The organism is Ramlibacter sp., assembly GCF_029866045.1.
In the GTDB taxonomy this organism is placed as follows: Bacteria; Pseudomonadota; Gammaproteobacteria; order Burkholderiales; family Burkholderiaceae_C; genus Ramlibacter.
The window spans coordinates 1-20,955 of the sequence record NZ_JARXAB010000181.1 but is presented as its reverse complement, the minus strand read 5'-3'; the positions used below and the strand labels follow the sequence as shown (position 1 = coordinate 20,955).

Below are 20,955 nucleotides of genomic sequence, written 5' to 3'. Positions count from 1 at the left end.
AGTCCGGCTGATCAGATTACCTCCGCCAGAAGTTCTTCTTCTTCCCCCCGCCCATCACATCCACGCTGGTGCGCAGCGGATCGGGTTGGCCGTCGTTGTTGCGAACCGGGGCCGGCTCGCGCTGAACAAAGGGGCTGCTGGGGTTGTGTGCGCCCATGCGCGGTTGGTATTCGTCGTCGTCCATCAGGTGACGCGGAACGCCGCCGCCCTGTCCGCCGCCTTGCCCGCCCCCGCCCTGGCCGCCGTAGCCGCGGTTACCACCGCCGCCACCCTGGCCACCGCCATAACCACCGCCACCGCCTTGGCGGTTGCCTCGGCCCTGCTGACCGCCCCCGAAGCCGCGGTTACCGCCGCCGCCGCCAGCGCGCTGGCCCTGCGGCTGCGAACGGCCTTGACCTTGCCCCTGGCCCTGGCGGGGACGCTGAGCTTCCCCACCACCGCCCTGGTCGGAGCGCTGGCCGCCACCGCCGCCACGGCCGCCGCGTCCGCCACCGCCACCGCCACCATTCGAAGCGTTGCCGTTGCCGACCTTGTTGTCGCGGATGCGTTGCATCATTTCCGAGCGTGCCGCCTTGGCGGCTGCGGCCATCACGTCACGGGAGGGTGGCTTGCCGGCGCCGCCCCATAGGGTTTGACGGCCCATGGCGATGGGCTCGGCGCGCTCGCCTTCGTCGGGGCCGAAGCCCTCGACCGGCTCAGAGGGGATCTGCTGCTTGGTGAAGTGCTCGATCTCCTGCATGAAGCCCTCTTCGTCCAGGCACACCAGGCTCACCGCCTGGCCTTCGCGGCCGGCGCGGCCGGTGCGGCCGATGCGGTGCACGTAGTCCTCGGGGACGTTGGGGATTTCGTAGTTGACGACGTGCGGCAGGTCTTCGATATCAATACCGCGGGCGGCAATGTCGGTGGCCACCAGGGCGCGGATGTCGCCCGACTTGAAGCCGGCCAGCGCCTGGGTGCGTGCACCCTGGCTCTTGTTGCCGTGCAGGGCCATGGCGGTGATGCCGTTCTTCTCGAGAAACTCGGCCACATGGTTGGCGCCGAACTTGGTGCGCACAAAGACCAGCACCTGGCTCCACTCATGCTTTTGGATGATGTGCGCCAGCAGCGCCTTCTTCTTGGCGCGCCCCACCGGGTGTACCACCTGGGTGATGCGCTGCACCGTGGTGTTGCTCGGGGTCACCTGGATGCTTTGCGGGTCTTTGAGCAGGCCGCTGGCCAGGTCGCGAATCTCGTCGCTGAAGGTGGCCGAGAACAGCAGGCTTTGCTTGTCCTTGGGCATCAGGGCCAGGATCTTCTTCACGTCATGAATGAAGCCCATGTCCAGCATGCGGTCGGCTTCGTCGAGAACGAGCACCTCGACGGTGGACAGGTCCAAGTGGCCCTGTTGTTGCAGGTCGAGCAGGCGGCCGGGGGTGGCCACCAGAATGTCGACGCCGCGCCGAATGCGGTCGATCTGCGGTTTCATGCCCACGCCGCCGAAGATCACCGCGGAGGTGAGCGGGAGGTATTTGCCATAAGTGCGGACAGACTCTTCCACCTGGGCCGCGAGTTCGCGGGTGGGGGTGAGCACCAGGGCGGCGATGCCGTCCTTACCGAATTTGTTGATCTTGCCTTCGCCCTTGGAGAGCTTGTGCAGCAGGGGCAGGGTGAAGGCGGCGGTTTTGCCGGTGCCCGTCTGGGCGCCTGCCAGCAGGTCTCGGCCCTCGAGTACGGCCGGGATGGCCTGGGCCTGGATGGGGGTGGGGATTTCGTAGCCCTGCTCGTGCACGGCCTTGAGGATGGCGGGTGCCAGATTGAGTTCGTCGAATGTCATCAATGTTTTGCGCCGAATTTCCGCGGCGCTGGGAATCGGCCTGTCCGGCGCCGGAGGCGCCGAGCCAGTCAAAGGCTGATTCGATTCTTGGGAGGTGGAGCCGTCGGATCTGTCTCGCGGGTTTCTTCGGGAAGCAGCCCGCTGGGAGCGCTTAACTTGGAAGGGCGAGGGGGTCCGTTCGGTCCCCGGCAACTTGCCGGTGCCACGCCTGCTGGTTGCGGGGCGAGGGCATTGTCGCACGGTTTGGGGGCCGGGCGGTCGGGGTCTGGCCCGGGCTGACCGAAGGGGGCTGCCGGCCCGCCCTTGGCCCTCGCAGGGTCCTCACATGGCTCTCACATCACCCTCACATCACCCTCGTACGGCTCTCGTACGGCTCTCGTATGGCCCTGGTACGGCCTTCACATGGCCCTTTCATACCAGGAGCCTGCCTCAGCCGCGATAATCACGCCATGGCTCAATACGTCTTCACCATGAACCGCGTCGGCAAGATCGTGCCGCCGAAGCGTCAAATTCTCAAGGACATCTCCCTGTCCTTCTTCCCCGGCGCCAAGATCGGCGTGCTCGGCCTCAACGGCTCGGGCAAGTCGACGCTGCTGAAAATCATGGCCGGCATCGACAAGGAGATCGAGGGCGAGGCGATGCCCATGCCCGGCCTCAACATCGGCTACCTGCCCCAGGAGCCCAAGGTCAACGCCGAGAACACGGTGCGCCAAGAGGTCGAAGAGGCCATGGGCGAGGTCAACGCCGCCAAGGCCCGCCTCGAGGAGGTGTACGCCGCCTACGCCGAGGAAAACGCCGACTTCGACGCCCTGGCCGCCGAGCAGGCCAAGCTCGAAGCCATCATCGCCACCTCTGGCACCGATTCCGAGCACCAGCTCGAGATCGCCGCCGACGCCCTGCGCCTGCCGCCCTGGGACGCCAAGATCGGCCTGCTCTCTGGCGGCGAAAAGCGCCGTGTCGCCCTGTGCAAGCTGCTGCTGTCCAAGCCCGACATGCTGCTGCTCGACGAACCCACCAACCACTTGGACGCCGAATCGGTGGACTGGCTGGAGGTGTTTCTGCAGCGTTACCCCGGCACCGTGGTGGCCATCACCCACGACCGCTACTTCCTGGACAACGCCGCCGAGTGGATTCTTGAACTCGACCGCGGTCATGGCATCCCGTACAAGGGCAACTACAGCAACTGGCTCGAGCAAAAAGAAGCCCGCCTCGAGCAGGAGCAGCGCACTGAAGACGCACGTTCCAAGGCCATGAAGAAAGAGCTCGAGTGGGCGCGCCAGAACCCCAAGGGCCGGCAAGCCAAGAGCAAGGCCCGACTGGCCCGCTTTGAGGAGCTTTCTGACTTCGAATATCAAAAGCGCAACGAAACGCAGGAAATCTTCATCCCTGTGGCCGAGCGCCTGGGCACCCAGGTGATCGAGTTCAAGGGCGTCACCAAATCCTTCGGTGACCGGGTCCTGATCGACAACTTGTCCTTCAACATCCCGGCCGGTGCCATCGTCGGCATCATCGGCCCGAACGGCGCTGGCAAGTCCACGCTGTTCAAGCTGATCGCCGGCAAAGAGCAGCCTGATTCCGGCGAGGTGGTCATCGGCCAAACGGTGCAAATGGCTTTTGTCGACCAGCATCGCGACGCGCTGTCCAACGACAAGACGGTCTGGGAAGACGTCTCCGGCGGGCTGGACATCATGAACGTGGGCAAGTTCCAGATGGCCAGCCGCGCCTACTGCGGCCGCTTTAACTTCAACGGCGGCGACCAGCAAAAGAAGGTGGGCCTACTCTCTGGCGGTGAACGCGGCCGCCTGCACCTGGCCAAGACCCTGATTGCTGGCGGCAACGTGCTGCTGCTCGACGAACCCTCCAACGACCTGGATGTGGAAACCCTGCGCGCCCTGGAAGACGCGCTGCTTGAGTACGCTGGCAGCGTGCTGGTGATCAGCCACGACCGCTGGTTCCTGGACCGCATCGCCACCCATATCCTGGCCGCCGAGGGTGACAGCCAGTGGGTCTTTTTTGACGGCAACTACCAAGAGTACGAAGCCGACAAGAAAAAGCGCCTGGGTGTGGACGGCGCGGCGCCCAAGCGGGTGCGTTACAAGGCGCTCAAGTAAGCGCGCGGGTCCGGCAACGCCAGCGGTTGCGATTGCGGTCGCTGATTCGCTTGCGCCGGGCCAGCGTTCTGCGCAGGCGCCAGGTTCCATCGACTATCGACCTGCGCCATGAACCGCCTGCACATCGCCGAATCCGAAGTCGAACTCACCGCCGTGCGCGCCCAGGGGCCGGGTGGGCAAAACGTGAACAAGGTGTCCACCGCCATCCAATTGCGGTTTGACGTGGGCACCTCCAGCCTGCCCGATGCGGTCAAGGCCCGCTGGCTGGCCGATACCGACAGCCGCCTCACACCCGAGGGCGTGCTGGTCCTCAAAGCCCAGCGCTATCGCACCCAGGAGGCCAATCGCCAGGATGCCTGGACGCGCCTGTACGAGTTGCTCGCGCGTTACGAACGGGCGCCCAAGGCGCGCAAGGCCACCCGGCCCACCCGGGCGTCGGTACAAAGGCGGCTGGCGGGCAAGGCCAAGCAGGGTTTGCTCAAGGCCAGCCGTCGGCAGGCGGGTGACTAAAGGCGCTGGGTTCGAAGCTGCGGGCGGAAGGCCTGCGGCTGTACTGGCCGGTGTGGCGGGTGCGGGTGGTGCAGGTGGTGCGGGTGTTAAATTCCCTTGGACCAATTCCGTCGGGCAAACTCCCTCGCACACACTCTCGCTCAAACGCTCTCGCTCAAACGCTCTCGCACCAACCTCCTCGCACCAACCTCCTCGCACTATTGCTCTTGTACTTGTCCGCAGGGCCCGTGGCATGTCGACCACGCTGCGGGCCTTGGCCTTATGTCGAAGCTTTTTCTGTCGCTGATCTGCGCGCTCGCTCTGGGCGTTGGCGCCCACGCCGCCGAAGTCACCGTGGCGGTGGCGGCCAATTTCGCTGCGCCGATGCAGCAGATCGCCCGGGCATTTGCCCAGGACACGGGTCACCAGGCCGTCGTGTCCCTGGGCGCCACCGGCAGCTTTTACGCCCAGATCCGCAACGGTGCGCCCTTCCATGTTTTTCTGTCGGCCGACGATGAGACACCCCAGCGGCTGGAGCGTGAAGGCCTCGCCGTCTCCGGCTCGCGTTTCACGTATGCCCTCGGCCAGCTGGTGCTGTGGAGTCCCCAGCCCGGGCGAGTCGACGACCGGGGGGAGGTGCTGCGCACAGGCGCTTTCCCGCGCCTGGCCATCGCCAATCCCAGGCTCGCGCCTTACGGCCAGGCCGCCATGCAGGTGCTGGACAGGATGGGTGTGACGGCTCAGTGGCAGCCGCGTCTGGTGGTGGGGGAGAACATCGCGCAGGCTTACCAGTTCGTGGCCACGGGTAACGCATCGCTCGGTTTCGTGGCCCTGTCCCAGGTGTTGGTGGACGGTCGCATGGACGGCCGTATTGGTGGCCGTATTCGCGAGGGCTCCGCCTGGATCGTTCCCCCCAGCCTGCATGACCCAATACGACAAGACGCCGTGCTGCTCTCGCGCGGCCAGGGCAACCCGGCCGCGACCGCCTTGCTGGCCTACCTGCGTGGCGACAAGGCGCGTGCGGTGATTCGCGCACATGGCTATAGCCTGGGCGCTGGGGTGGGCTCATGAGCGCCGCCGCCTGGTCAGCGATCCAGCTCACGCTGCAACTGTCTACGTTGACCACCCTCTGCCTGCTGCTGCTGGCCACGCCACTGGCCTGGTGGCTCTCGCAGACCCGCTCGCGCTGGCGCGCGCCGGTGAGCGCGCTGGTCACTTTGCCCTTGGTGCTGCCGCCCACCGTGCTGGGCTTTTACCTGCTTGTCATCCTGGGCCCGGAGGGGCCGCTGGGGCGGCTGACTGAGGCCTTGGGCTGGGGGCTGCTGTCCTTCAGCTTCCCTGGCCTGCTGCTGGGGTCTGTGATTTATTCGCTGCCCTTCGCGGTGCAGCCCATTGCGCGCGCCTTCGAGTCCATGGGGCGCCGGCCCCTGGAGGTGGCCGCCACGCTGCGTGCGCGCCCGCTTGACGCGTTTTTCTCGGTCACCTTGCCATTGGCCCGGCCGGGGCTGGTCACTGCGGCCATCTTGAGCTTTGCGCATACCGTGGGCGAATTCGGTGTGGTGCTCATGATCGGCGGCAACATCCCTGGGCGCACGCAGGTGGTGTCCACCCAGATCTACGGCCATGTGGAGGCCATGGAATATGCCCAGGCCCATACGCTGGCCGCTGGCATGCTGGCCTTTTCTTTCCTCATGCTGCTGCCTCTGTACTTGATCAAGCGGCGCAGTGATGGCGTCATGCCATGAGTGACCGCCTTCAACCGGACGCAGGGCTGCATCTGCAGCTGTCATTGCAGCGCGCGGACTTCGGGCTCTCGGTGGATCTGCGCTTGCCCGGCCGGGGGATCACCGTGCTGTTCGGCCCTTCGGGCTCGGGTAAGACCACGCTGCTTCGCTGCGTAGCCGGGCTCGAGCCGGCCGCCCGGGGCGAGGTGCGCGTGCTGGGGGAGGCCTGGCAGGACGATGCCGCAGGTGTGTGCCTGCCGGCCTGGCGCCGTGACCTGGGCTATGTGTTTCAGGAGCCCAGCCTTTTCGAGCACCTGGACGTGCGCCGCAACCTCGACTTCGGGCTTCGCAGAGCCGGCAAGCCGGGGGCCGCGCAGGCCCTGGCCGAGGCGGTCGCCTTGCTGGGGATCGGGCACCTGATGGACCGCCGTATCGGCCAGCTCTCTGGCGGGGAGAGTCAGCGGGTCGCCATTGCCCGCGCCCTGGCCACCCGCCCGCGCCTGCTGCTGTTGGACGAGCCCCTGTCGGCGATCGATCCGGCGCGGCGCGGCGAGGTGCTGCCCTGGCTGGAGCGCCTGCGCGACGAGCTCCACATTCCGATGCTGTATGTCACCCATTCGGTCGGTGAGCTCGCGCGTCTGGCGGACCACCTGGTGGTGCTGGAGGCGGGGCAGGTGCGCACCGAGGGGCCTGCCGACGCGGTGCTGGTCGATCAGTCTCTGGCGGTGCTTGCCGGCATCGAGGCCGGTACGCTGGTGAGCGCCGAGGTGGCCGAGCGCGACGCAGACGGACAGCGGCTGCGGGTGCAGTTTGAGGGCGGCAGCCTCTGGCTGCCCGACGAGGGGCAGGCGCTGGGCGCCCGGATCTGGCTGCGCGTGCTGCCGCTTGGCCGCGCCGCTACAGATCCCGCGCCGCGGGCAGGTGCTGCGTCTGCCCCCGCGCATTCACCGCGGTGAGGCTCTGCGCCGCCCGCACCGCCCGCACCGTGGCCCGGGCCACTGCTTCGGCCGCCATGGTGGCCAGCACCATCATTCCCGGGTGCTTGTCGTGGCGGCCGGTCGCCAAAGCGAACAGGGTGTCGCCGTCGGCCACCGTGTGCACCGGGTTGATCGCGCGCGCCAGGCCGTCGTGCGCCACCTGGGCCAGGCGGTTGGCCTGAACCTTGGTCAACTTGGCATCGGTGGCCACCACGCCAATGGTGGTGTTGCTGCCCGCCAAAATGGGAATGGGCGCCTCGCCCGCCAGCAGGCTGCGGCGGATGTCCGCCAGGCCCTGGCCGTCGGCCGTTCTCGCGCCGGCCAGCACCCGGCCGGTGTCGGGGTCGATCACGTCGCCCAGCGCATTGCAGGCAATCAGTGCGCCGACCGTCACGCCGCCGACCGTCACTGACGCCGTGCCGATGCCACCCTTCATCGCGCGCTCATGGCCAAACACCTTGCCCACGCAGGCCCCCGTGCCGGCACCCACATTGCCCTCGGCGGGGGGCGTGTGTGAGGCGGCCTCGCAGGCGGCGTAGCCGGCATCGGCGCCCGGCCGGATGCGCGCATCACCCACCAGCAGGTCAAACAGCACCGCAGCGGGCACGATGGGCACACGCGCAGCGCCCACATCCACACCCACGCCTTGTTCCTCCAGCCAGCGCATCACGCCGCCGGCCGCGTCCAGGCCAAAGGCGCTGCCCCCCGATAGCAGCACCGCATGCACCACGTCCACCGTATTGACGGGCGAGAGCAGGTCGGTCTCGCGGGTGCCGGGCGCAGCGCCTCGCACGTCCACGCCGCCGACCGCGCCGGCGGGCACAAGCACGACGGTGCAGCCGGTGGGCCGGCGGGGCTCGGTGAAGTGACCGACCGAAATACCGGCCACGTCGGTGATAGCGCTGAGGTCAGGACGTTGATCAGGGCGGGGGAGGGTGTGAGGCATGGCGTCTGGCAGGTTGACGGATCAGTCTCGCCGTCAGTGGCGTGTCCGTCCCTCGTTTCTAGCATGGCTGATCCACTCCGCCCGAGGTCACCTCATGAACGACGAAATGACAGTCCCCGTGCTCATCTCGCTTCTGTGCATCGCCCTCGTGACGTTTGTGGTCAGCTGGTTCGTCCGCTCAAGCGTCACCATCGTGGCTTCTGTCGCGCTTGGGACCGGGTTCACGATGGAGGCCTACAGCTACTGGCAATTGGGCTATGTCGACCCCTTGATGGCGGTGACGTTTTTCCCCGTCGCCCTCACCGCCGTCGCCGTGTCCGCTCTCACCCTGGACTTTCTGCGCTGGATCCGCCGTTCACGGCCCGGCCCGCCGCCTCGCCCGTGAGCATCCAGCGGCCCAAGGCGCTGCTGCTCGAAAGCGCCACAGGCGCAACTTCCACCGTGTGGATAGGCCTTGAGCGTGGGCGCCATCGGCTTTCTTGTGGTCGCCCTGGGGGAGTGAGGCTCCTGCGCGCCAGCTTCACACGAGCCTGACGCCTTTGCGGGTTCCCCTGTCAATGACGACGAGGCTGGCCGCCGAAGACGCGCGCGCTGGTCTTGAATCGCTGCGAATTCCCGGATTCGCAGACCATGTCCATCACCACATTCGCTTTTCTGCAGGCCCATGCGGTCCGTGCTGCCCGCGTGCCCCGTTGCCTTTTGCACGCGCTGCTTATGGCTGGTTTGCTCCTGCTGGCGGCAGCCCCGATGACCATGGCCCAGACGCCGCCAGCATCGGCTGCACCACCACCCGCACCACCACCCGCGCCGGTGATCTACTTCAACACTTCCTTTTTGGCCTGCCCGGAGGGCCAACAGCTGGGGTACTTCTTCCTTCTGCGCGACCTCCCTCACCTGCGCGGGAGCAGTTGGTGCGACCCGGTCCACGTCAGCACCGTCTGGGCCAACGCCACCGACCCCCTCACCTGGCGCCTGCCCTACCGGGTCGAGCATTGCACGCCCGGTGTGGGCTGGACTTATTCCCACGCCACGGCGGAGGGCGGTCGATTCATGAGTTGGCCGCAGCGCGACATTCACATGCTGTGCCTGCCGAATCCGACACCACCCCTGGGCTGCGTCCTGGGGGCGGGAGGCTTTAGCAGTTGCCCGGCCGCGGTACCCCAGGTCGACGCCGCCTTGCCCTCGGGCACGCCCTTGGGCGGTGGTCCCTCGGCCGACGCGGGCGCCCCGGGGGGCGATGAGATGGAGGTCGATGAGACCCTGGCGGGTGGAGCGGGCCCAGCCGGGTCCAGCGCCGGCGCCGGTAACGGCAGCGGAATGTGCCGTGCCGACCCGCCCGCGGCCGAGGCGGTGGGCAACCCGGTCTTCGCCGGCAACGGCAACAAGTACCAGCGTGAGCCCGATCTCGACGGGCCGCCCGGCCTGGCTCTGGTGCGCCACTACAACTCGTCCTTGCCCGGATGGGTGCACAACCAAGGCATGCAGGTCATTGCCCAAGGGGATCGCGCTCAGGTGTCGCGGCCCGATGGCCGCGTGCTGCGTTTCACCCGCGGTGTAGACGGCGTCTGGAGCGCCGGGCCCGGCGTGGGTGGCCGTCTGGTTCAAGTGGAAGGCGGATGGCGCTTCCTCGGCAACGACGACACGCAGGAGGACTTCGACGCCCAGGGCCGGCTGCTGCGCGTGACTCCGCGCGGCGGGCCTTCGGTGTGGGCCCTGCGGGGTGCAGACGGTCGCTTGCAGGCCATGACCGACGACGTCGGCCGCAGCCTGCGCTTTCGCCATGACCCAGCCGGGCGCATCGTGCAGGCCGAGGCGCCCGATGGTGCCGCTGTGGCCTATGGCTATGACGCGGCGGGTCGCCTGGCGCAAGTGAGCTTTGCCGACGGCGCCTCGCGTCAGTACCTCTACGAGGACACGACCTTTCCGCTTGCGCTCACGGGTCTCATCGATGAGCGCGGACAGCGCGTCGCCATTTGGCGCTACGACGCCCAAGGGCGTGCGGTGTCCTCGGAGCGCCCTGGCCTGGCGCCTGCCCGCATCGAGCCACTGGGGGAGGGGCAGGTCAGCATCACCCTCGCCAGTGGCCTGGTCACCCGCCAGTCCTACCAGCGCCAAGGCCAGCGTCTGCGGCTGGTTGCGCAGGCAGGGCCCTGTATCGGCTGCCGGGGCAATGTGGCGCGCCGTACGCTCGACGCCGCCAGCGGCCTGGCGGTGGAAGAGGAAGATTTCCTGGGCATCCGCCACCTCACCACCTGGGACCCGGCGCGTCGCCTGCCCCTGGCCCGCGTCCAAGCTGCAGGGCGCACCGAGGCCGAGTTGCGGCAGGTGGAGTGGCATCCGCAGTGGCGTCTGCCGCTGCGCATCACCGACGCCGATCGCCGCGCGGAGTTTTTCTACGATGAGGCGGGGCGCCTGGTGCAGCAGGTGCTGACCGATCTCGCCAGTGGCCGCTCACGCCGCTGGGAGTGGGGCTACGACACCCAGGGCCGTTTGGTCAGCCAGGTTGACCCGCGCGGCGGGCGCTGGTCTTATGCGCGGGATGCTTGGGGCCAGTTGCTCATGCGTACCGATCCGCTGGGTCAGGTGACCCGCTACAGCCGCGACGCGGTGGGCCGTGTTCTGTCGCGCATTGACCCCGACGGGGTCGAGACCCGCTTCACCTACCACCCCCGGGGCTGGCTCACCCAGATTGATCGTGGCGGTGAGCGCACCGCCTTTTCCTACACCCCCACCGGCCGCCTGGCCTCGGTGTTGACGCCCGAGGGCGAGTCGACATGGTTTGACTATGACGCTGCCGACCAGTGGGTGGCCATCCGCGACAGCCGGGGCAACACCCGTAGCGTGACCCGCGACAGCGCCGGCGCGGTCACAGCCGAGACGGTGACCGACGCGCAAGGCCAGCAGGCCCTGGTACGTCGGCAACGCAACGATGCCTACGGTCAAGCCGAGGCCTGGTGGGGTGCTGCCGATGTAGGGGAGAGCCTGCGTCGTGATGCGAATGGCCGTGTCGTGGGTCATGTGAACAGCTTGGGCGGCTTGACCCAATGGGAGCGTGACGCACAGGGCCGCGTCGTCCGCCTGGTCTGGCCCGATCAGGCGCAGGCCCTCCTGGCGTGGGGCCAGCGTGGGCAGCTTGCGGCGGCCACCGACCCGCTCGGCGTGAGCACCCGCTACCACGCGAACGGCCTGGGCGAACTGGTGGCTGAAGAAAGCCCCGACATCGGCCGGCTGCGCTGGCAGTTCGATGCCGGGGGACAGTTGGTGGCGATGGAAGACGCGCTGGGCAGACGCAGCACCGTGGACCGCGACCTGCTCGGCCGCCCGGTTCGCCTGCACCTCGCCGACGGCCAGCAGGTGCGGCTGGCATACGACCCGATGGGTCGCTTGCTTGTGCTGGAAGACGCCTCCGGCAGCAGCAGCTGGACGCGCGACGCGCTGGGCCGCGTGACACAACGCGCGGTGCAGGTGAACGACCATCCCACCCGACCGCGCCGCTTCACCCTGCGCTACACCTGGGGCCCGGGCGGTCTGGCCGCTATCACCTACCCCAGCGGCCTGGAGGTGGTGTACCGGCGGGAGGGGCGTCGCATCATCGGAATCGATGTGCGCACGCCTGCCTCAGGTAAGTCGGGGGAGTCGCTGCGGCCCTGGCTCACCGACCTGGTCCATACCGCCCTGGGGCAGCCACAGGCTTGGCGCTGGGTCAGCGGCGGGAGCGGCGAGAGCCGCGACCGAGGGGGCCGCGACGACAGCTACGGTGGCAACCGCAGCGACGGTGGCTTCGGTGAGCATCGCCGTTTTGATGCCGCGCAGCGCCAATTTGACGCCGACGGCCGTGTGCTAGCGACCGAGTTCGCCCGCTACAGCTATGACGCCGCTGGCCGGCTGGCCACCATCGAGCAAGACCTCTTTTCCTGGCCGGGCCGGAGGCGCTCAGATGACGACAGCACCGGTCACTACGAAGGCCATCACGACCACCCGCACGAGGGACGCAGCGAAGGCGATCGCGACGGACAGTATGAGGGCCATCACAGGGGTCGTCAGAGGGGGCATGATTTTGGCCATCACAGCCGCCAGAGCGCCGCGCCCACGCGCTTCACCCACCGCCTGTTGGCCACCTACGACGCCCGCCACCGCCTTGTCGCCCTGCAGGGAACGGACCAGGAATATCGCTACCGCTACGACGCCAACGGCAACCGCCTGTCCTTCGTCCGGGAATTGCGGGGCCAGGGCTTGTCCGCCATGACAGCCGCCGTTTCGCCAGCCGTTTCGCCAGCCGTGGTGGCGCGCGCCTACCGCCTGGTGCCGGGCAGCAACCAGGTTCAGGGCGTGACCCAGACCCTGGCGCGCCGTCCCCCGAAAGCGAGAGCGCCATCCGCTCCTTCCGCTGCGGGTGGCTGGACGCAAACCACGCGAATCACGTTCCCAATGCGGCCCGATGGTCGCCCCGCCAGCGATGGTCTTCGCCAACTTGAGTACGACACCTGGGGCCGACTGTCGCGTGTGCGCATGCCCCATGACGGCCGGCAACTGGAGGTGCGCTACCTGCACAACGCCCTGGGGCAGCGTGTCTTCAAGAGCGAAGCAGAGCCAAGCGGACAGAGCGACGCGGGCAGCACCGGCACTGCCTTCATTCACGGCGAACCCGAGGGGCCAGTGCCCGCCTGGGCCTTGCTGGGCGAGTACGACGGTGGCAGCGTTCGCGGTGAGGGCGACGCCGAGTACATCTGGCTGCCCACCGAAGACGGTGGCGCCATCGCGGTGGGCATGTGGCGCCGCGAGCGCCTGCTGGCCATCCACACGGACGGCCTGGGCTCGCCGCGCCAGGTCACCGACCCGGAGGGCCGCTTGCTTTGGCAGTGGCCTTACTCGGGATTTGGCGAGTTGGGTCCGATGGAGGCGCAGATCCGCTTGCCTCTGCGTTTTCCCGGTCAGTACGCCGACGCTGAGACCGGCTGGGTCCACCACCCCTGGCGGACCTATCTGCCCAGCCAGGGCCGGTTTCTCCAGCCCGACCCGCTGGGTCTGGTCGGTGGCTGGAACCGCTACCTCTACGCCGAGGGCGACCCGCTCTCGCGAGAAGACCCTTGGGGACTTGACGCTACCCGGTGGTGGCCCGGCGCACAGCGCAGCTTTTTCGACGGTCCGCGCAACGGTAACTGGGGTGGCAAGCACTGGAGTGGCGGTATCGGCGGCGGCACCATCGGCCCGGCGCCACCGACGGACAGCGCCGACGCCTGCTACATGCGCCACGACCTCTGTTACGACGCCGGTGGTGACAAGTCCCGCTGTGACGCGCAGCTGGTCAAGGAGTTGCGCGAACTGCCTGAGGAAGTGCAGCTTTGGTCGCAGCCGCCGCGGCCGGGCACCGAGGCGGACACACTGCGCTTTCGCTCGGGCGCCTTGCTGTGGTTCCGATGATGCGCGGTCTGCGTTCGGCCTGCAGGTCGCCCCGGCGGGCACGCTGGGGAGCGTTCCTGGTTCTGCTGCTGCTCACCGCCGCCAGCCTGGCGTGGAGCGAAGGCCACCCGGCCTGGAGCGAGAACAGCTGGTGGGTGCTCTGGGCACTGGGCCTGGCCAGCCTGATCACCGGTGTGGTGCTGGTGCGCCTGGCGCCGGCACGGCTACGCGTGCGACTGCTATGGGCCTTGCTCGTTGGAGCGCTGCTGGCGCTGGGTCAGGTGCGCAGCCTGGAGCTGCTGCTGATGCTGGCGGCCTGGTCCTTGAGCGGCTTTGCGCCTTGATGGGAGGCGTGCTGGCATCTTTGCGCTGGAATACCTACGTCGGCATCACCGCGCCGGCAAAAGCCGGTCAGACGCACCCCTGCATGCGGAGGTTGTGCCCCCGACCCCTTACCCCCGCAGTTCCGTCTTGTGCGCGATCACCCGCCCCACCAGGCCGTAGTCGACGGCCTCGCTGGCCGACAACCAGCGGTCTCGCTCGATGTCCGTCATGACCGACTCGAAGCCCTTGCCGGTCTCGCGTGAAATCGTACGGGCGATGCGCTCGCGGGCCTTGATGATTTCCTGCGCGTGGATAGCGATGTCGCTGGCCTGTCCGCCCGTACCTCCGCTGGGCTGATGGATCAGGAAGCGGGTGTTGGGCAGGCAAAAGCGCCGCTCGCGGGGGACCGCGAGGTAGAGATGGGTGGCGGCGCTGCCCACCCAGCCGGTGCCGATCATGCGAACTGGCGCGGTGATGAAGCGCACGATGTCGTGGATCGCGTCGCCCGACTCCAGGTGGCCGCCGGGCGAGCTCACGAACATGTCGATCGGCGAGGCGGCGTCCGCGTCCAGCGCGATCAGTCGCCGGGCCACGTCGCCGGCCAGCGCGTCGCTGATGGGGCCGAAGATCAGCACGGTGCGCGAGCGGAAGGCCTTTTCCTCCAGAAAGGAGTTGCGCGGCTCGCCGGAGGTGGTGGTCTGGGCGTCGGGATCCGTGGGGGTCATGGGGCAGGGCGGGTCAGGTGCCCGTTCGGGCGGGGCGTGGATGATGCCCCGTGGCCCGTCACTGCGTGCGCCCGTCGACGAAGGGCGATATCAATCAGCGGCTCTGTCCTACAAGGCCAAGGCGCCTGCGCCTTTCCCTAGCCTTGAATTAGTTCAGACCCTGAGCGACACCTGCCCAATGCCAGTCAATTCGCCCTCGACCAAGCTACCTGGCTCGGCAATCACCAGGCCGGTGCAAGAACCGGTGGTGATCACCTGCCCTGCGCGCAGCGGCAAGCCCCTGGCCTGGGCATGGCGGGCCAGCCAGGCCAGCAGGCGCCACAAATCGGGCGAGGTGTGGCCGCCGGTCACATTGACCACCTCCTGCCCGGCCACGGACAGCCGGGTGTGCAGGCGGGTCAGGTCCAGGGTGAGCGGATCGATGCCGGAAGCTGGGGCGCCGAGCACCAGGGCGCCATGGTTGCCCAGGTCGGCCAGTTTGGTGGCCGGGGGCGACTTCAGGGTCTCGACCAGGCGGCTGTTGAGAATCTCGACCACCGGCAGCACATCCCCAATGGCGGCTGCGATTTCTTCCCGTGACGGCAAACGGTCGCCGGGCAGCAGATCAGCCTTCAGGCGCACGGCCAATTCCAGCTCAACCCCGCGCAGCGCTGCGGCAGGTGTGCCCAGCGGCGCGCCACTCGGGTGCAGGCAGGCGTTGGGCAGGGGGGCCGCGTTGGGCTCGGTCTCGTTGTTGGGCGCGCCCACCTTCCAGCCGCCGACTGCGCCGCCACTGCGGAGCACTTGGTCCACCCAGGCGTTTTGCACCGCGTAGGCCTGGGCCGAGTCGGCCACGTGCACCTGGGCGGCGGGAATGCGGCCGCCTTGGGCGAATGCCTGCGCGAGGCGGCTGGCCAGGGCGACGGGATCGAAGGGGACGGTAGAGATGTTCATGGCGGAGGATGATAAGTGGCGCCGTCCCGCAGGCTGGCGCAGGCCGACTGGTACCTCTAACAGCCGGGGATGCGGAGGGCGGGGGCCAACCCCACACGGGGTACCCGGCCAAGGCTAGACTGGCTTGTGCCGAAAGTGCGCTGAATGCCAGCGCCTTGCCGGCCACTTCGATTCTTTCGGGAGAACCTTGTGCGTGTACTCATGACCGGCGCGACCGGCTTTATTGGTGGGGCCCTCGCCCGGGCCTTGCTGGCCCAGGGCCACGAGCTGGTGTGTGCGGTGCGTGAGCCGGCGCGCCTGCAGCTGCCCGGTGACGGCTGGAGCGCCCTGGCCTGTGACCTGGCCGCGGTACCCGGCGATGCCTTCTGGCAGCCCCATCTGGCGGGCATCGACGCGGTGATCAATGCAGTTGGGATCCTTCGTGAGGCCCGCGGCCAAACCTTTGAGGCCTTGCACGCGCGCGCGCCCATCGCCCTCTTTGAGGCCGCTGCCCGCGCCGGCGTACCCACCGTGCTGCAGGTCTCGGCCCTGGGCGCCGACGAGGGCGCGGAGAGCCGCTACCACCGCAGCAAAAAGCAGGCAGACGACTGCCTGCGGTCCCTCCCGGTGGCCGGCGCGGTGGTGCAGCCTTCTGCGGTCTACGGTCCGGGGAGCGACGCCGCAGCGATGTTTAATTTCATGTCGGCCTTGCCCCTGCTGGCCATGCCGCAGGCCGGCCGCATGCTGATGCAACCGGTGCATGTGGAAGATGTAGTCGCCGGCCTGCTGGCGCTCCTGGCGGCACCGCCCAAGCCGGTGGCCACCGTGGCCTTTGTCGGTCCGCGTGCGCTCACCATGGCCGGCTACCTGCGCGAGTTGCGCGTTGCGCGCGGCAACCGCTGGCCCCTGCCAGTGCTGTGGATGCCCACCTTCGCCTTCATGACCGCAGCCCGCGTGGCCGGCCTTATTCCGGGCAGCGTGCTCGACGCCGAAACCGCCGGTATGCTGTTGCGTGGCAACGCCGCGCCGGTGGACGACTTTCAGCGCCTGCTCGGACGCGCGCCGCGCAGCGTGGCCGAATTTCTGCTTCCCCCGGTCCCTGCAGCCTCTCAATCTTCTGCATCCCCTGTACCCTAGGCATTCTGATTTCCGTAGTACCCATGACCCTGCCCCGTCTTTCCGTCCTTGACCAGTCCGTCGGCCGCGCCGGCCGTCCGCACCAGGAGTCCATTCAGGCCACGGTCGACCTTGCGGTGCTCTGCGAGGCGTTGGGGTACCACCGTTTCTGGGTCAGTGAGCACCACAACCTTCCCTCGGTGGTGGGCAGCGCACCCGAGGTGCTGATGGCAGCCATTGCGGCGCGCACCCGCCGCATCCGCATCGGCAGTGCCGGGGTGATGCTGCCGCACTACGCGGCCTACAAGGTGGCCGAGCAGTTTCGGGTGCTGGACGCGCTCGCCCCCGGCCGCATTGACCTCGGCGTGGGCCGCGCCCCGGGCGGCGACATGCGCACCGCCCGCCTGCTCAATCCCGCGGGCGGCAGCGCGGATGATTTTCCGCAGCAGGTGCTGGAGTTGCATGCCTGGGTCACCGGGGAGCCCATGCCGCCGGGCCATCCGGGCCAAGGCGTAGCCGCATTCCCGCAGGGGACGACCACGCCCGACCTGTGGATGCTGGGAAGCAGCGCCTACGGCGCGCAACTGGCCGCGCACTTCGGCCTGCCCTATGCCTTTGCCTGGTTCATCACCGACGGCGCCGGTGCGCAAGAGGCGCTGGACCTGTACCGCCGCAACTTCCGGCCCGGCGTGATTGACGCGCCGCAGGCTGCGGTGTGCGTGTGGGCGCTGGCAGCCGACACCGAGGAGGAGGCGTGGTTCCAGTTCCGCTCCCGTGAGCGGGCGCGGGTAGACCGCCTGTCCGGTCGCTTTGGCCCCCTGCAGCCGCCCGATCAGGCGCGCCGCCCCTGGAGCGACGCCGAGGCGGCCGAGGCCGGTCGCATCGCCAAGAACGCGTTTGTCGGGACCGGCGAGCAGGTCAAGGAAAAGCTGGCAGCGTTGGCCGAGTCGCTGCAGGTTCAGGAGCTGGCGGTCATCACCTGGACCTGGGACCCGGCGGCGCAGCGGCGCTCCTGTGAATTGCTGGCGCAGGCTTTTGGTCTGAAGGGAGCAAGTGCTGATACCCCAGCGGTAGCTGAGGTGGCGGCTTGAGAGGGTCATCGAGCCCAGTGCCCTCCATCTGATAAAACCCGCAAATGCTGCGCTGGACCTCATGGAGTGGACCGATGACCCGCCTTTGGGCGTGGATGACGCTCCTGTTGTCCACCCTGTTGCTCGTAGGCTGTGGCGGTGGGTCTGGTGCAAGCGGCGGCGACGGAACTCGCTACGCCATCAAAGTGACCGTCTCCGGGCTCGACGGCTCGGGCCTGGTGCTGCAAAACAACGGCGGCGATGACCTCAGCGTTAGCGCCAATGGGTCGGTGCAATTCGCAACAGGATTGGCTACGGGTGCCGCCTACTCGGTCACGGTCAAGACCCGGCCGACCATGCTCACCCAGACTTGCACGCGCAGCAACCCCACCGGAACGGTGGCCAATGTCGACGTGACAACGATCACGCTGACCTGCACCTCCCTTTCCACCCCGTACTTGTTTTCAGCAGGTGCAGCGGGCAACAAGGTCACCGCCTTTTCGGTCAATGCCAGTGACGGCACGCTCTCCCTCGTCGACACCCGAAGTGAGGCGGACCTCTCGACCCCGACGGGCATCGCGGTTGATTCCACCGGTGCAAACCTCTACCTCACCAATTCCGGAAGCAGCGGCGCCGCGGCGATTTCTCGCTACACCATCAACGCCAATACGGGCACTTTGACCAGCGCCGGCACGGTGACTGCCGCCGGTAGCCCATCGGGCATCGTGGTCAGTGCGGACGGCCAGCATGTGTACGCCGCCGGAACCAGCGGTGGAGCCGGGCAACTGCGGGCTTTCTCGATCCAGTCCGGCGGCGCCTTGTCGGTGGTGAGCGGCAGCCCCTTCTCGGTGGGCACCACGCCGCGTGGCGTTGCCGTGGATCCGAAGGGGCGCTTTGTCTACGTGGCCAACAACGCCTCCAGCACGATCAGCGTCTTCCAGCGGGATGCCACGACGGGCGGCCTGACGACGGGCACATCGCGGGCGACCGCCAGCCAGCCTCAGGGCTTGGCTGTCGATCCGGGGGGCCGTTGGCTGTATGTGGCCAATGTCGGAGCCACGCAGTTGACCGCCTACTCCATCGACCAGACCACCGGGGCGCTCACGCAGGTGGAGGTCAAGACGCTTGCCAACGCGCCCTACGATTTGGCTGTTGATCCGCGCGGCACCCATGTTTATGCGGTGTTCAACGGCAGCAACCAGATTGCCTCGTACCAGATCAATAGCAGCACCGGCGCACTCACCGAGATTTCTGGCTCTCCTTGGAGCACGGGTCTCGAGCCCTCGGCGGTCCGGGTCGACGGCGCCGGCAGGTTTCTCTACGTGGCCAACAAGCAGTCCAACACGCTGTCCATCTTCAGTATCACCAGCGGCGCACTGGCCCTGATTGGTTCGCCCTCCGGTGGTACCGGTACCTCGCCCGTCGGGCTCGCACTGTTCACGCGCTGAGGCTTGCTCCCAGCGGGTCGGCACTCGCAAGGGCATGCCGCTAGGTTCACTGCATCCGTGAGCGGCGACAATCCCCCCATGCCTGATCCCGTTCTCACACCCCTGGGCGAGTTGGCCGAGCGCCTGCGTGGCCCTGGCTACGCCGTGCTCGGCGCCCCCGATGTGGCGCGCTGGAGTGGGGTGCCGCTGGCCGAGTTGCAGGCCCTGTCCGAGCGCTGGAGTGACCTGCCTGCGGACAACTACCTGCGCGATGGCGGGCACTACCGGCGCCGGCGCCATGCCAGCTACCGTATCGATGGTGAGCAGGTCACTCCCGTGCCGCACCGGGCGCACTGGCAGCCGGTGGACTACAACGCGCTGCATGGCGGGCTCGAGCGCTGGTTCGAGCCGATTGACCCCGCGCTTTGCGCCTCGCCTCCTTGGTTGTCGATGCTGCGCGCGCTTGGCGGCGCGGCCTCGGCGCTGCGCGGACTACAGCCCTGGTTCGCCGAGGCGCACCAGTTCCGCATCGACACCACCGACGGCATTGGCCGACCCACGCCCGAAGGCGCGCACCGCGACGGGGTGGATCTGGTGGCGGTGTTTCTGGTCGCCCGCGCCGGTATCAAGGGCGGCGAGACGCGCGTTTTCGATGCCGACGGGCCGGCAGGCATTCGCTTTACCCTCACCGAGCCCTGGAGCCTGATGCTGCTCGACGACGCGCGGGTGATCCACGAGAGCACGCCGATCCAGCCGCTGGAGGCCGCGCACGTGGGCCACCGCGACACCTTGGTGGTGACCCTGCGGCGAGGCGGCTTTCAGGACCCGCCGCGATAGGGGGTTAGAGAGGGCCAAGGGCTGGTGGCTGTGAGGCCCAGCCGCGCTGGCTTAGGCGTCGCGGACGTCGGCGACCGGGTTGGCGCCAAAGTCGGGCCGCGCCAACCAGGCAAGCACCCGCGCGGCGGCGTTTTCCGGCGACAGCAGCATTCCCTGGTCTTTGAGCGCATGGAAATTGCCGCGGTCGGGGAAGAGTTCGGCTGGGGCGCCGCGCAACTGCGCTTGCATGTCGGTGGCGATCACTCCGGGCGCCAGCGAGCACACCTTGGCACCGTTAGGCCGTAGCGCCTCTTCCAGCGCCACGCAGCGGCTGAAATGGTCCATGCCGGACTTGGCCGCGCAGTAGGCGGCCTGCGAGGCCATCGCCCGACGGCCCAAGCCGGAGGAGATATTGAGCACCTTGCGCGGGCAGGACCAGTCTGCGGTCGCCTGCAGAAATACGCCGGTGAGCAGCATTGGCGCCTCGAGGCCTACCCGCAGGGCACTTGCCAGCTCGCTTGCCGGGACTTGGCCGATTGGCGCGATGGACGGGATCACGCCGGCGTTGTTGATCAGGGTGACCGAGGCCGGGAGGGCGCCGGCGCGCTGGGCCAGCCACTGGCGAAGCCGCTCGGCCACTGGCGCCGGGTTGGCCAGGTCGACGGTCCATTGCTCGCAGGGCAGGCCTGCAGCGCGTGCGCGGGTGGCCAGTTCTTCGTCTGCGTGGCGGGCAATGCAAAGGAGCTCATGGCCGGCCGCCAGCAGTTGGTGGGCCATGGCCTGGCCCATGCCACGGGAGGCGCCGGTGATCAGGGTGAGGGGGCGGTTGTTCATGCGTCCATCCTAGCGGCGTGAGCGGCGGGGTGGCACGGCGAAAACCCGGCCCTCGCAGAGGCCGCGTCAGAAGGGCGGCTGGCTCTCCCAGGCACAGCGCTTTGCGTCCTGCGGGTGCGCAATCGCCAATTGGCTGGCGTGCAGCAGCAGCCGGGGAGACCGCTCCCGGACCCCGGTGTCGCCGTAGAGTGCATCACCCAGGATGGGATGGCCCAGCGCCAGCAGATGCACCCGCAGCTGGTGCGTACGGCCAGTGAGCGGCGCCAGCTCG

17 protein-coding genes and 1 pseudogene are annotated in these 20,955 nt (G+C 68.2%); 12 read left to right on the top strand and 6 right to left on the bottom strand.

All coding sequences use genetic code 11. The features are described from left to right. Positions 1-16: 16 nt before the first annotated feature. Positions 17-1,813 carry a DEAD/DEAH box helicase gene (locus QE494_RS18275; RefSeq protein WP_300045901.1) on the bottom strand — a complete coding sequence of 599 codons (1,797 nt, stop codon included), beginning with the start codon at positions 1,811-1,813 and terminating at the stop codon, positions 17-19. Positions 1,814-2,262: 449 nt separating this feature from the next. Here QE494_RS18275 and ettA point away from each other — a divergent pair, with 449 nt between their 5' ends. The 5 genes from ettA to modC all read left to right on the top strand — a co-directional run bounded on the left by ettA (position 2,263) and on the right by modC (position 7,093). Then, on the top strand, positions 2,263-3,924 hold the full coding sequence (gene ettA / locus QE494_RS18270; protein ID WP_300045898.1) for an energy-dependent translational throttle protein EttA: 1,662 nt from the start codon (positions 2,263-2,265) through the stop codon (positions 3,922-3,924). 108 nt (positions 3,925-4,032) lie between these two features. After that, positions 4,033-4,434, top strand: coding sequence for an alternative ribosome rescue aminoacyl-tRNA hydrolase ArfB (gene arfB / locus QE494_RS18265; RefSeq protein WP_300045895.1), 402 nt, complete (start codon positions 4,033-4,035; stop codon positions 4,432-4,434). Positions 4,435-4,695: 261 nt separating this feature from the next. Continuing rightward, positions 4,696-5,484: a molybdate ABC transporter substrate-binding protein gene (gene modA, locus QE494_RS18260; RefSeq protein WP_300045892.1), complete on the top strand. Its 789-nt coding sequence runs from the start codon at positions 4,696-4,698 to the stop codon at positions 5,482-5,484. Then, entirely contained in the window at positions 5,481-6,158 is a 678-nt protein-coding gene (gene modB / locus QE494_RS18255; protein ID WP_300045889.1) for a molybdate ABC transporter permease subunit, read from the top strand. The genes modA and modB overlap by 4 nt, the downstream gene beginning before the upstream one ends. Further along, positions 6,155-7,093 carry a molybdenum ABC transporter ATP-binding protein gene (gene modC / locus QE494_RS18250; RefSeq protein ID WP_300045886.1) on the top strand — a complete coding sequence of 313 codons (939 nt, stop codon included), beginning with the start codon at positions 6,155-6,157 and terminating at the stop codon, positions 7,091-7,093. The genes modB and modC overlap by 4 nt, the downstream gene beginning before the upstream one ends. On the opposite strand, the gene QE494_RS18245 is transcribed toward modC, so the two are convergent. Beyond that, entirely contained in the window at positions 7,035-8,060 is a 1,026-nt protein-coding gene (locus tag QE494_RS18245; RefSeq protein ID WP_300045884.1) for a P1 family peptidase, read from the bottom strand. The two genes, modC and QE494_RS18245, sit on opposite strands and share 59 nt — an antisense overlap. 94 nt (positions 8,061-8,154) lie before the next feature. Between QE494_RS18245 and QE494_RS18240 the strand changes: the two genes are divergently transcribed. The 3 genes from QE494_RS18240 to QE494_RS18230 all read left to right on the top strand — a co-directional run bounded on the left by QE494_RS18240 (position 8,155) and on the right by QE494_RS18230 (position 13,804). Then, positions 8,155-8,445 carry a hypothetical protein gene (locus QE494_RS18240; protein WP_300045881.1) on the top strand — a complete coding sequence of 97 codons (291 nt, stop codon included), beginning with the start codon at positions 8,155-8,157 and terminating at the stop codon, positions 8,443-8,445. 245 nt (positions 8,446-8,690) lie between these two features. Then, positions 8,691-13,481: an RHS repeat-associated core domain-containing protein gene (locus tag QE494_RS18235; protein WP_300045878.1), complete on the top strand. Its 4,791-nt coding sequence runs from the start codon at positions 8,691-8,693 to the stop codon at positions 13,479-13,481. Further along, positions 13,478-13,804, top strand: a complete 327-nt coding sequence (locus QE494_RS18230; protein WP_300045875.1) for a hypothetical protein — start codon at positions 13,478-13,480, stop codon at positions 13,802-13,804. The genes QE494_RS18235 and QE494_RS18230 overlap by 4 nt, the downstream gene beginning before the upstream one ends. 108 nt (positions 13,805-13,912) lie before the next feature. On the opposite strand, the gene QE494_RS18225 is transcribed toward QE494_RS18230, so the two are convergent. After that, entirely contained in the window at positions 13,913-14,509 is a 597-nt protein-coding gene (locus tag QE494_RS18225; RefSeq protein WP_300045872.1) for an ATP-dependent Clp protease proteolytic subunit, read from the bottom strand. A 153-nt stretch (positions 14,510-14,662) separates the two neighbouring features. Then, positions 14,663-15,442 (bottom strand): 2-keto-4-pentenoate hydratase, encoded by a 780-nt coding sequence (locus QE494_RS18220; protein WP_300045870.1) that lies wholly within the window; start codon positions 15,440-15,442, stop codon positions 14,663-14,665. A gap of 201 nt (positions 15,443-15,643) precedes the next feature. On the opposite strand from QE494_RS18220, the gene QE494_RS18215 reads away from it, so the two are divergent. The 4 genes from QE494_RS18215 to QE494_RS18200 all read left to right on the top strand — a co-directional run bounded on the left by QE494_RS18215 (position 15,644) and on the right by QE494_RS18200 (position 19,871). Next, the gene (locus tag QE494_RS18215; protein WP_300045868.1) at positions 15,644-16,558 is read left to right on the top strand and encodes an NAD(P)H-binding protein; all 915 of its coding nucleotides are present in this window, start codon (positions 15,644-15,646) and stop codon (positions 16,556-16,558) included. Between the two features lie 23 nt (positions 16,559-16,581). Further along, positions 16,582-17,628, top strand: a complete 1,047-nt coding sequence (locus QE494_RS18210; RefSeq protein ID WP_300045866.1) for an LLM class flavin-dependent oxidoreductase — start codon at positions 16,582-16,584, stop codon at positions 17,626-17,628. Positions 17,629-17,702: 74 nt separating this feature from the next. Next, entirely contained in the window at positions 17,703-19,055 is a 1,353-nt protein-coding gene (locus tag QE494_RS18205) for a beta-propeller fold lactonase family protein (protein ID WP_300045863.1), read from the top strand. A 78-nt stretch (positions 19,056-19,133) separates the two neighbouring features. Next, positions 19,134-19,871, top strand: coding sequence for a 2OG-Fe dioxygenase family protein (locus tag QE494_RS18200; RefSeq protein ID WP_300045860.1), 738 nt, complete (start codon positions 19,134-19,136; stop codon positions 19,869-19,871). 51 nt (positions 19,872-19,922) lie between these two features. Here the strand turns inward: QE494_RS18200 and QE494_RS18195 are convergent, their stop codons facing one another. Further along, a complete protein-coding gene (locus QE494_RS18195) occupies positions 19,923-20,684 on the bottom strand; it encodes an SDR family NAD(P)-dependent oxidoreductase (RefSeq protein ID WP_300045857.1) in 762 nt (253 codons plus the stop codon). Positions 20,685-20,750: 66 nt separating this feature from the next. Next, positions 20,751-20,955: pseudogene (locus tag QE494_RS18190) on the bottom strand (RNA pseudouridine synthase); the annotation flags it as partial.